The organism is Craterilacuibacter sp. (assembly GCF_051659485.1).
Taxonomy (GTDB): Bacteria; Pseudomonadota; Gammaproteobacteria; order Burkholderiales; family Chromobacteriaceae; genus Craterilacuibacter.
Window position 1 is genome coordinate 1 of sequence record NZ_JBOFOO010000195.1, and the last position, 10,575, is coordinate 10,575.

10 protein-coding genes and 1 riboswitch are annotated in these 10,575 nt (G+C 63.1%); of the genes, 8 read left to right on the forward strand and 2 right to left on the reverse strand.

Translation table 11 applies throughout. The annotated features are described in order from the left end of the window. The coding region (locus tag ACRC1E_RS07045) for a class I tRNA ligase family protein (protein WP_438514411.1) at positions 1-944 on the reverse strand (944 nt) is incomplete at its 3' end. A gap of 120 nt (positions 945-1,064) precedes the next feature. Beyond that, positions 1,065-1,278, forward strand: a riboswitch (cobalamin riboswitch). Between the two features lie 160 nt (positions 1,279-1,438). Here ACRC1E_RS07045 and ACRC1E_RS07050 point away from each other — a divergent pair. The 7 genes from ACRC1E_RS07050 to ACRC1E_RS07080 are packed head-to-tail and all read left to right on the forward strand — an operon-like array spanning position 1,439 to position 8,085. Further along, the gene (locus tag ACRC1E_RS07050; RefSeq protein ID WP_438514402.1) at positions 1,439-2,449 is read left to right on the forward strand and encodes a FecCD family ABC transporter permease; all 1,011 of its coding nucleotides are present in this window, start codon (positions 1,439-1,441) and stop codon (positions 2,447-2,449) included. Next, the gene (locus tag ACRC1E_RS07055; protein ID WP_438514403.1) at positions 2,443-3,213 is read left to right on the forward strand and encodes an ABC transporter ATP-binding protein; all 771 of its coding nucleotides are present in this window, start codon (positions 2,443-2,445) and stop codon (positions 3,211-3,213) included. Before ACRC1E_RS07050 ends, ACRC1E_RS07055 begins: the two co-directional genes overlap by 7 nt. Continuing rightward, positions 3,210-3,824 (forward strand): cob(I)yrinic acid a,c-diamide adenosyltransferase, encoded by a 615-nt coding sequence (gene cobO, locus ACRC1E_RS07060; RefSeq protein WP_438514404.1) that lies wholly within the window; start codon positions 3,210-3,212, stop codon positions 3,822-3,824. Before ACRC1E_RS07055 ends, cobO begins: the two co-directional genes overlap by 4 nt. Positions 3,825-3,831: 7 nt before the next feature. Beyond that, complete coding sequence (gene cbiB / locus ACRC1E_RS07065; protein ID WP_438514405.1) at positions 3,832-4,779, forward strand: adenosylcobinamide-phosphate synthase CbiB; 948 nt, start codon at positions 3,832-3,834, stop codon at positions 4,777-4,779. Beyond that, positions 4,776-5,783 (forward strand): threonine-phosphate decarboxylase CobD, encoded by a 1,008-nt coding sequence (cobD, locus tag ACRC1E_RS07070; RefSeq protein ID WP_438514406.1) that lies wholly within the window; start codon positions 4,776-4,778, stop codon positions 5,781-5,783. The genes cbiB and cobD overlap by 4 nt, the downstream gene beginning before the upstream one ends. Next, the gene (locus ACRC1E_RS07075; protein ID WP_438514407.1) at positions 5,780-6,652 is read left to right on the forward strand and encodes a cobalamin-binding protein; all 873 of its coding nucleotides are present in this window, start codon (positions 5,780-5,782) and stop codon (positions 6,650-6,652) included. Before cobD ends, ACRC1E_RS07075 begins: the two co-directional genes overlap by 4 nt. Further along, positions 6,649-8,085 (forward strand): cobyric acid synthase, encoded by a 1,437-nt coding sequence (locus ACRC1E_RS07080; protein ID WP_438514408.1) that lies wholly within the window; start codon positions 6,649-6,651, stop codon positions 8,083-8,085. Before ACRC1E_RS07075 ends, ACRC1E_RS07080 begins: the two co-directional genes overlap by 4 nt. 15 nt (positions 8,086-8,100) lie before the next feature. Here ACRC1E_RS07080 and ACRC1E_RS07085 read toward each other — a convergent pair whose 3' ends face one another. Further along, positions 8,101-9,684, reverse strand: coding sequence for a methyl-accepting chemotaxis protein (locus ACRC1E_RS07085; protein ID WP_438514409.1), 1,584 nt, complete (start codon positions 9,682-9,684; stop codon positions 8,101-8,103). A gap of 593 nt (positions 9,685-10,277) precedes the next feature. Here ACRC1E_RS07085 and ACRC1E_RS07090 point away from each other — a divergent pair. Then, the coding region (locus ACRC1E_RS07090) for a cache domain-containing protein (RefSeq protein ID WP_438514410.1) at positions 10,278-10,575 on the forward strand (298 nt) is incomplete at its 3' end.

Consider the following 10,575-nt stretch of genomic DNA (forward strand, 5'->3'; position numbering starts at 1 on the left):
ACGAACAGGCCGGTGTCCATGCCCTTCTTTTCCATGGTCGCCATATCGGCTTCGGCCACCGAGCCGGCCTTGCATTCGGCGATAAAGCCCTGCATGGCCGGATTACCGGCAGCAGCCTGCGTCGCCAGCGGATGTTCGGCGGCAACGGCAACATAGGTCGCACCCATCAGCGTATCCGGACGGGTGGTGTAGACCTTGAGCTTGCCGGCGTGACCGATCGAGGCCTCGTCGTAGGCAAACTCGATATCGGCACCGAAGCTCTTGCCTATCCAGTTGCGCTGCATGGTCTTGACCTGTTCCGGCCAGCCATCCAGCGTATCCAGATCCGCCAGCAGCTCTTCCGCATACTGGGTAATACCGAAGTAGTACATCGGGATTTCACGCTTTTCCACCAGCGCATCCGAGCGCCAGCCACGGCCGTCGATCACCTGTTCGTTGGCCAGCACGGTCTGGTCGACCGGGTCCCAGTTCACGATGCCGTTTTTCTTGTAGATCACGCCCTTTTCAAACAGGCGGGTAAACAGCCACTGTTCCCAGCGGTAGTAGTCCGGCTTGCAGGTCGCAAGCTCCCTTTCCCAGTCGATGGCAAAGCCCAGGCTGTCGAGCTGGGTCTTCATGTAATCGATATTGGCGTAAGTCCACGCCGCCGGTGCGCCGCCGTTTTTCATCGCGGCATTTTCGGCCGGCAGGCCGAAAGCATCCCAGCCCATGGGCTGCAGCACGTTGTAGCCCTTGAAGCGCATAAAGCGCGCCAGCGCGTCGGTGATGGTGTAGTTGCGCACATGGCCCATGTGCAACTTGCCCGACGGATAGGGGAACATCGACAGCGCATAGTACTTGGGGCGCGACGTGTCTTCGGTAGCACGGAAAGCGTGGCTCGCCTTCCAGTTGTCTTGTGCGGCGGCTTCAAGCTCGCGTGGGCTGTAGTGTTCTTGCATGGCGATCGCTGATATGAAAAGAGGGAATGCAGAATCGGATCATTATAGCGATGGTGTTAGGGGGTGCATACGGGCAAGACCGCTATCGGCACAACTAGCCGCCGCGATAAGGGCATCGGCATGCTAAAATCGGCGCTCTTTGCTGGCGTTCTCCTGCGCGGGAACCCATCGGGAAACAGCAGGCGCATCCATGCCTAGCTGTGCTGCCCCCGCAACGGTATGCATCCGGCCGGCTGACAACAGCCTGGCGCGGCACATCAAGACCCACGGTGAGACACTCACGGGAAGGGGATGTGCCGGGGATGAGAGCCCGGACACCGACCAGCCAGGACCGCCGCCTTCGCGGCGGCTCAAGGGGAAGTGCCGCGGTGGGCGGCCAGTCTTCAGCCTAGCGATCTAGCACCATGGCCACGCTTCCCTGTTGTCACCACACCGGGCGCACTTGCGTCCTGCATCAGGGCATACGGCATGACTTATCCTCCCCGCAGCAACGCTAATCCATGCCGCTGACCGCCACACGCGCCCGCCTTATTTTATTGCTGCTGGCGACCCTGTCGCTGGCCAGCCTGCTGCTGTCGGCCGCCATCGGTTCGGTGCCACTGGGTATCCGCGAGCTGGGGCAGGGCCTGTCCGGGCTGATGGCCGGGCAAAACACCACGCTGGCCAGCACCTTGCTGGAGCTGCGCCTGAACCGCGCACTGGTGGCATGGGTCACCGGTGCATCGCTGGCATTGGCCGGGGTGATGATGCAGGCGCTGCTGCGCAATCCGCTGGCCGATCCTTATGTACTGGGCGTGTCCGGCGGGGCCTCTGCCGGTGCCTTGCTGGCCATGCTGCTGGGTGCCGGCATCTGGGTGGTCGACCTGTCGGCTTTTGGCGGCGCGGTCGGCATCAGCCTGCTGCTGCTATTGCTGGCACGGGACGAACTCAGCCGTGGCGGCAGCTCTCCCTTGTTGCTGCTGACCGGGGTGATTCTGGCCTCCGGCTGCGGGGCACTGGTGACGCTGATGCTGTCCATTGCACCCGACAGCAGCCTGCGCGGCATGGTGTTCTGGCTGATAGGCGATCTGTCCGGCAGCGAATTGCGGCTGATGCCGTGGCTGGCGCTGGCCGTGGCACTGGCTTTCAGCCTGCGCGCGGCCCGCGGCATCAACCTGCTGGCGCTGCATGGCGAGATGGCCTCCACCCTGGGCATCCGTGTCGGCCAATTGCGTTACGGCCTGTTCGGTTTTGCCGCCCTGCTCACCGCCAGCGCCGTCACCAACGCCGGCAGCATCGGCTTTCTCGGCCTGATCGTGCCGCACGCCTGCCGTTTCGCACTGGGTCCCGACCATCGCCTGCTACTGCCATCCGCTGCCATGGCCGGGGGCTTGCTGCTGGTGCTGGCCGACACCCTGTCGCGCACCATCGTCGCGCCCCAGCAATTGCCGGTCGGCGTCATCACCGCACTGATAGGTGTACCGGCCTTTTTGTTGCAGCTGCGTCAGGTACGCAGGAGCAGCCCATGCTGAGTACCCGCGAACTCTCGCTACAAATCGGCCCCTTGCTGCTGCTGGATTCGCTTGACTGGCAAGTCGCCCCCGGCCAGATCTGGGCCATCATCGGGCGCAACGGCGCCGGCAAAAGCACACTGCTGCGTACCCTCGTGGGCCTGCAGGCTCCGACTAGCGGCCACATCCAGCTGGATGGCCGCGAGCTGTCCGTCTGGCAAGCCGGCGAGCGCGCCCGGCGCATGTCTTACCTGCCGCAGGGGCGTAGCGATGCCTTCGGCTACCGGGTACTGGATGCGGTACTGGCCGCGCGCCACCCGCACCAGCAAAACTACTGGGAATCGGCCACCGACCTCGAAATCGCACGTGATGCCCTCTCTGAACTGGATATCGGCCATCTGGCGCAGCGCGATATCCGCACCCTGTCCGGCGGCGAGCGCCAGCGTGCCGCCATCGCCGGCCTGCTGGCACAGGATGCGCCGCTGATGCTGCTGGACGAGCCGGCCAGCGCACTGGATCTCGCGCACCAGATCACCCTGCTGCAACTCGTCTCCCGCCTGACACAAGAGCAGGGCAAGGCGGTGGTGATGGTCAGCCACGAACTCAATCTCACCTTGCAGCATGCCAGCCATGCGCTCTTGCTGCTGGACAACGGCCTGTGGCAGGCCGGCGCGGTTGCCGAACTGACCGCTGCCGATCTGGGCCGTTGTCTGGGCTATCCGCTACAAGCTATTGTCCATGAAGGACAGACACTCTATATCCCCCAAACAAGGCGCATACCATGACCCAAGAACAAGACGGCATCAACCAGCGCCATCAGGCCCGCATGCAGCGCAAAAAAGCCATTATCGACCAGCACATCGCGGCGGCCGACGGCAAGAAGGGCCTGCTGATCGTCAACACCGGCAATGGCAAGGGCAAGAGTTCCAGCGCCTTCGGCATGGTGATGCGCGCGCTCGGCCACGAGATGCAGGTCGGCATCGTGCAGTTCATCAAGGGCGCGATGTCCACCGGCGAAGAGCGCTTCCTGCGCCGCTTCCCCGATGAAGTCAGCTTCCACGCCATGGGCGAGGGCTACACCTGGGACACACAGAACCGCGAACGCGATATCGAAAAAGCCGGTATCGCATGGGAGCTGGTACGCGGTTTTCTGGCCGACCCGGCCATCGGCCTGATCGTGCTGGACGAGCTCAATATTGCGCTCAAATACGGCTATCTGGATCTGGATATGGTGCTGGCCGATCTGGCCAAGCGCCCGCCGATGCAGCATGTAATCATTACCGGACGCGGCGCACCGGCCGCGCTGATTGCCGCCGCCGACACCGTCACCGAGATGCAGGTGGTCAAGCACGCCTATGATGCAGGCATTGGCGCGCAAGCGGCGATCGAATGGTAAAAACAGCATGCTAAGCACCCTGCCATTGAGCGCGCTGGCGGTTTTAATGCTGGCCGGGCTGTTGCTGGACATGCTTCTGGGCGAGCCGCGGCGCTTGCATCCGCTGGCCGGCTTCGGCCGCCTGGCCGCAGCGCTGGAGTCACGCCTGAATCAAGGCCGGCATCGCCGCGTCCGCGGCATGCTGGCCTGGTGCCTGGCAGTGCTGCCGCTACTGGCGCTGACGGCAGCCACGCTCGCCTGGGCAGCATCACAATGGGGCGCATGGGTTTGGCCGCTACATGCGCTGCTACTGTATGCCGCGCTGGGGCTACGCAGCCTGCGCGACCATACCGCGCCGATCGCCCGCGCCCTGCATGGCGGCGATCTGGCCGGCGCCCGCCAGCTGACGGCGCGGATTGTCAGCCGCGATACGCAAGACACCAGCGAAAGCGATCTGGCCAAGGCCGGGGTGGAATCCTTGCTGGAAAACGGCAGCGATGCCGTCTTCGGCACCCTGTTCTGGTTTGCCATCGCCGGCGGCCCCGGCGCCCTGCTATTCCGGCTGGCCAATACCCTGGATGCGATGTGGGGCTACCGCAATGCGCGCTTTGGCGAATTCGGCTGGCTGGCCGCCCGCAGCGACGATGTGCTGGGCTTTATACCGGCACGCCTCACCGCCCTGACTTATGCCCTGCTCGGCCATACCCGCCCGGCCCTGCGCAGCTGGAAGGAGCAGGCGCCACACTGGCCCAGCCCCAATGCCGGGCCGGTGATGGCAGCCGGCGCCGCCGCGCTGGGGCTGGAATTGGGCGGCAAGGCGCGTTACGACGGCGTAGACGAACTACGTCCGCTACTGGGCGAGGGACGCCACGCCCGCGCCACCGATCTGGCACGCGCATGGCGCCTCATCGCCAAGGGCAGTGCGCTATGGCTGGCCATCTTTACCCTGATCGCCATCGCATCGGAGCTGGCATGAGCCGCATCGTACACGGCGGCAATCTCAAGGCGGCCATCGCCCGCTTTGGCGGCGACAACTGGCTGGATCTGTCTGCCGGCCTGTCGCCCCATGCCTATCCGCTGCCGGCCCTAAACGACGACGTCTGGCAGCGCCTGCCGGAAGACGACCCGGCCTTGCTCGCTGCCGCGTGTGCCTATTACGCGGCGCCGCAGATGCTGGCCGTGGCCGGCACTCAGGCGGCCATACAGGCGCTGCCGCGCCTGCGTGCGCCCTGCCGCGTCAGCTTTGCTGCCCCCGGCTATGCCGAACATCCGGCCTGCTGGCGCGCTGCCGGCCATGCGGTGCAGGAAATTGCCTATAGCACGCTGGAAACGCAGATAGCGCACAGCGATGTCGTCATCGTTTGCAACCCCAATAACCCCACCGGCCAGCATATAGAACCGGCCACGCTATTGCGCTGGGCGGAATGCTTAGCCGCACGCGGTGGCTGGCTGGTGGTGGACGAGGCCTTCGGCGATATGCTGCCGGCGCGCTCGGTAGCTGCACACACGGCACAGCCCGGGCTGATCGTACTGCGCTCGGTGGGCAAGTTTTTCGGGCTGGCAGGCTTAAGGCTGGGCTTTGTCGCGGCCGAAGCCGCGCTGCTGGAGCGGCTTTGCGCGCTGCTAGGCCCGTGGTCGGTCAGCGGCCCGGCACAAATCATAGGCAGGGCGGCACTGGCCGACCACGACTGGCAGGCCGGCATGCGCATGCGACTAGAGGCCGACGGACAGCGCCTGCGCGCACTGCTGTTGCAGCACGGCATCAATAGCCAGGGCACGGCGCTGTTTCGCTGGTGGCCGGATAAAGAGGCCGAACACTTTCACCAGCATATGGCACAGCAGCAGATCTGGGTGCGGCTGTTCCCGCAAGCGGCCCGCGGCATCCGTCTGGGCCTGCCACCAAACGAAGAGAGCTGGCAACGGCTGGCAACGGCACTGGCCGATGCGCCCCTGCCACGACACAGCGAAGCACAATCATGAAACACCTTATTGCCCTGCTGGCCATATTCGTACTGCCAGCCCACGCCGCCGTCAGTGCGACCGATGACGCCGGCCACCTCGTCACCCTCGCCCAGCCTGCCCAAAGGGTGATCAGCCTCGCACCGCACGCAACCGAACTCTTGTTCGCCGCAGGTGGCGGCAAGGCGATTGTCGGGGCGGTCGAATACAGCGACTACCCGCCAGCTGCGGCAGCCATCCCGCGCATAGGCAATAACCGCCAGCTGGATCTGGAACGCATCATCGCGCTCAAGCCTGATCTATTGGTGGTGTGGCTGCACGGCAATGCCGAGCGCCAGTTGGCGCAGCTGAAAAAGCTCGGCATTCCGCTGTTTTACAGCGAACCGAAAAAACTGGCCGACATCCCCGCTGCCATTACCCGCCTGGGTAGCCTGTTGGGCAGCGAAGCCGTCGCCCATTCCGCCGCGCAGGATTACCGGCAGAAACTGGAGAGACTGACCCGGCATTACAGCGGCAAAAAACCGGTCAAGGTGTTCTATCAGGTGTGGCACAAACCGCTGTATACGCTGAATAACAGCCATATCGCCAGCGACGCCATCCGCCTGTGCGGCGGGGTCAACGTCTTTGGCCACCTGCCCGTCACCGCGCCCACCGTCAATGCCGAATCCGTGCTGGCTGCCAACCCGGATGTAATCATCGCCGGCAGCGACGACAGGCGCAGCACCGAGCTTGAGATGTGGAAGCGCTACCCGACACTGAATGCGGCACGCCGCCAGCAGCTCTATACCGTAGACAGCTCGCTGCTATCGCGCTCCGGCCCGCGCATTATCGATGGTGCGGCCCAGCTATGCACAAGGCTGGATCAGGCACGCAAGGCACAGACACCATGAACTTCCGCTACCACACGCTGATGGTGCAAGGCTGCACCTCGGATGCAGGCAAAAGCACGGTCGTGGCGGCACTATGCCGGCTGTTGGCACGCGATGGCATAAGGGTCGTACCGTTCAAGCCGCAGAATATGGCGCTCAATAGCGCGGTCACTGCCGACGGCGGTGAAATCGGCCGCGCACAAGCCTTGCAGGCGGTGGCGGCAGGACTTGCGCCACATACCGATATGAACCCGGTGCTGCTCAAGCCCTCCAGCGACACCGGCGCGCAGATCATCATCCACGGCAAGGTGCGCGCCGACATGCACGCCTGCGACTACCACAACTACAAGCCGCGTGCGATGGCGGCGGTGCTGGAATCTTACCAGCGCCTGCGCGCGCAATATCAGGTGGTTATGGTCGAGGGTGCCGGCAGCCCGGCCGAAGTCAATCTGCGGGCGCGCGACATCGCCAATATGGGCTTTGCCGAAGAAGTGGATTGCCCGGTCATTCTGGTGGCCGATATCGACAAGGGCGGCGTATTCGCCCACCTGATCGGCACGCTGGCCTGCTTGTCGGACAGCGAGCGCGCGCGCATCGCAGGCTTCGTCATCAACCGTTTTCGCGGCGACCCCGCCCTGCTCGCCGACGGCCTCGCGTGGCTCACGCAGCAAACCGGCAAACCGGTGCTGGCGGTGCTGCCCTATCTGCACGGCCTGACGCTGGATGCCGAAGATGCGGTGGAAACCGCGCAGCAAGATGGCCATTTCCGCATCGTAGTGCCGCGCCTGCCGCATATCAGCAACCATACCGATTTCGACGCGCTGCGCGCCCACCCGGATGTGAGTCTGGTGTTTGCCGGAGCCGGAGACGCACTGCCGCCGGCCGACCTGATCATCCTGCCCGGCAGCAAGAACACCCGTTCCGATCTTGCCTTTTTGCGCAAGCAGGGCTGGGATAGCGCCATCAGCCGCCACCTGCGCTATGGCGGCAAGCTGATCGGCATCTGTGGCGGCTACCAGATGCTGGGCACACAGATTGATGACCCGGACGGTTTAGAGGGCGAAGCCGGCAGCAGTGCCGGGCTGGGTTTACTGATGATGGAAACGGTATTGACTGGCGACAAGCGCCTGCAGAATGTAGCCGGGCACTGCACCTTTGCCGATGCGGCGGTTAGCGGCTACGAAATCCATATGGGGCGCTCACAGGGGGCGGCACTGGCAACGCCGGCCTTCATGATCAACGGCACGGCCGAAGGCGCGATCTCGAACGACCATCAGGTGCTGGGCAGCTATCTGCACGGCCTGTTCGACCACCCCGAGGCACAGGCCGCGCTGCTGGACTGGGCCGGGCTTAAACAGGCGCGTGCCGTCGACCTAGCCGCTCTGCGCGAGGCCAGCATCGACCGCATTGCCGATGCCTGCCTGCCACTGTATCAAGCACTGCAGGCGCGGTAGCCGCGCCAGACGCGCTTACAGGCTGCGCTCGAAGTGGCTAACCAGCGTCCGCATCTCTTCGGCCGCCTGCTGCAAATCAGAGACGGCGTAGTCGGTCTGCACCATGCTGTGCGCGTTACTCTCGGTAAACGCACTCAGATGCTCCATGGTCTGCGCCACCTCCTGCGAGGCCTGACGTTGCTGGCCCAGCATCACCGTCACGTCGCGCGCCGAGCTGGACACCACCTCGGCGGCCTGCCTGATCTCTTCGAATGCCGTGTTGCTGACGCGGGTCAGGCGGTTGCTTTCCTCGACCTTGGCGGAAGTGAGCGCCATCGCCGACAGCGCGGCACTGGTCTGCTCGATAATCCGGTTGGTCGTGCTGGAAATCTCCACCGTACTCTGGGTGGTACGCTCGGCAAGCTTGCGCACCTCGTCTGCCACCACGGCAAAGCCGCGGCCTGCCTCCCCGGCGCGTGCGGCTTCGATCGCGGCATTGAGTGCCAACAGATTGGTCTGGTCGGCAATATCCTTGATGATCTGGGTAATCTGGTTCACCGCGTTGACGTCGTCGCCCAGTTGCGTCATGCGCTGCTGCGCGTCCTGCACCGTCGGCACCAGCGCCTCGGTCACCCCCAGTGTCGCCTGCATCGCCCCCTGCCCCTGCTCGACCAGCAACTGGGTTCCGGCTGCATGCTGTGTACTGCGCTCGGTCGCCTCGTGAATTTCGCGTACCGATGCCGATAATTGCTCCAGTGCAGCCGCCACAGAAGCGATACCGTCCGACTGTTTGTGCCCGCTCTCGACCACCTCGCCCACTCCGCGCAGCGCAGAGCCCGACTGCGCCCTGATCTGTTCCGCTCCCGAGACCACATCCGCAATCACGGCCCTAAGCCCGACCTGCATCGAAGTCATGCCGATCAAGAGCTCGGTGAATTCAGCGCTGGCCCGCGTGTCGATATCGCAACGAAAATTCCCCTCCGACAACTGCTGCAGCGCCTGACGGATGGCCGTGACCGGCCGCTGCAGCCCCTGCCAGCACCAGACGCCCAGACCACCCGCCAGCAGAGCGCCCAGAGCGGCCGCCAGCCAGACATTCAGCCCGGCCTGTGATGCAGCCGCCACCAGTAATAGCGGCAATACCGCCAGCAGGCCGATGCGGATCCGCATCGAAATCCGGGCCGGATAGCGGGTTGGCGGCAGCGTCGCCTGCCGGTTGCGGATGGCGGCGTATAGCCGCTCGGCCTCCCGCACCTCGGCCGCTTGCGGCAGGTTGCGCACCGAACGGTAGCCAACCTTACGCCCATCTTCGAACAAGGGCGTAACGTAGGCCTCGACCCAATAGAAATCCCCATTCTTGCAACGGTTCTTGACCAGCCCCCGCCATGGCAGGTCGGCCTTCAGCGTGTGCCACATATCGGCAAAAGCCTCCGGCGGCATCTCCGGATGGCGCACCATATTATGCGGCTGCCCCAGCAGCTCTTCGCGTGTAAACCCGCTGATTTCGACAAAGGCCGGGTTGACATAGCTGATCATGCCCTTAAGGTCGGTCTTGGAGACAATGGGACGCTTGGGATCGAGAACATGCTCGACCGTGGTGATCGGTAGGTTGGTTTTCATGGTGCTGGTGATGTCTCTTGTTTTTATAAATGCATTTTTATTAAAAATTCGACCGCATCATGACGAGACGAAATGCCACTGTCAACACCCATGTCAATAAGGTTATTCCCTTACCCCCCGCCATCTGCGAGGCAAGCGCGGCGTGACGAAAGCAAGTCATGAACAGCAGCACACACCATAGGAAAAAAACCTGAAATCGCTGCGGCGAAATCAGGCTTGCACATTTATCCGTACCCGTTTACCGGCAGGGCCTCGCGCACCATATTGATCTACGCATGGCCGAAGGCTTCCAAGCGGCGGTGTGCTCGATTTTCAGCATGACTACTTGAAGCAACCATCGATACTGAGTGGGACTTGAAACCGCATATGTACTAGCCCCCTTGCGCGAGGCCAGCATCGACCGCATTGCCGATGCCTGCCTGCCGCTGTATCAAGCACTGCAGGCGCAAGAATAAACACGCTACACAACTCTAATTTTATGTATTTTTTAAAAGTAGCATCTTGTATAGATAAAAATTTATTGATTTAGATCTGCTCGCATGACAAGCGGCCATGATATGTTCAATCCATAATATGAAAATGGATGCCCCCCCATGCCGCAAGTCACCTCCCTGAAAACAAGACTGCTGGTGATGATTGCCAGCATTGTGCTACTGGTCTGTGCACTCGGTGCCATGCTGCTGTTCAGCCAGTACCAACAGATGATGAAAGACCGTGGCGCCATGATTCGCGGTCAGGTAGAGAACGCCATCAGCCTGGTTGCCAGCTATGAACAGCGGGCCAACCGTGGCGAGATCAGTGAACAACAAGCCCAGCAACTGGCCAAACAGGCGCTGACCGCGCTGCGGTTTGACGGCAAGGAATACTTCTTTGTCGGCGACAAGTCCCTGC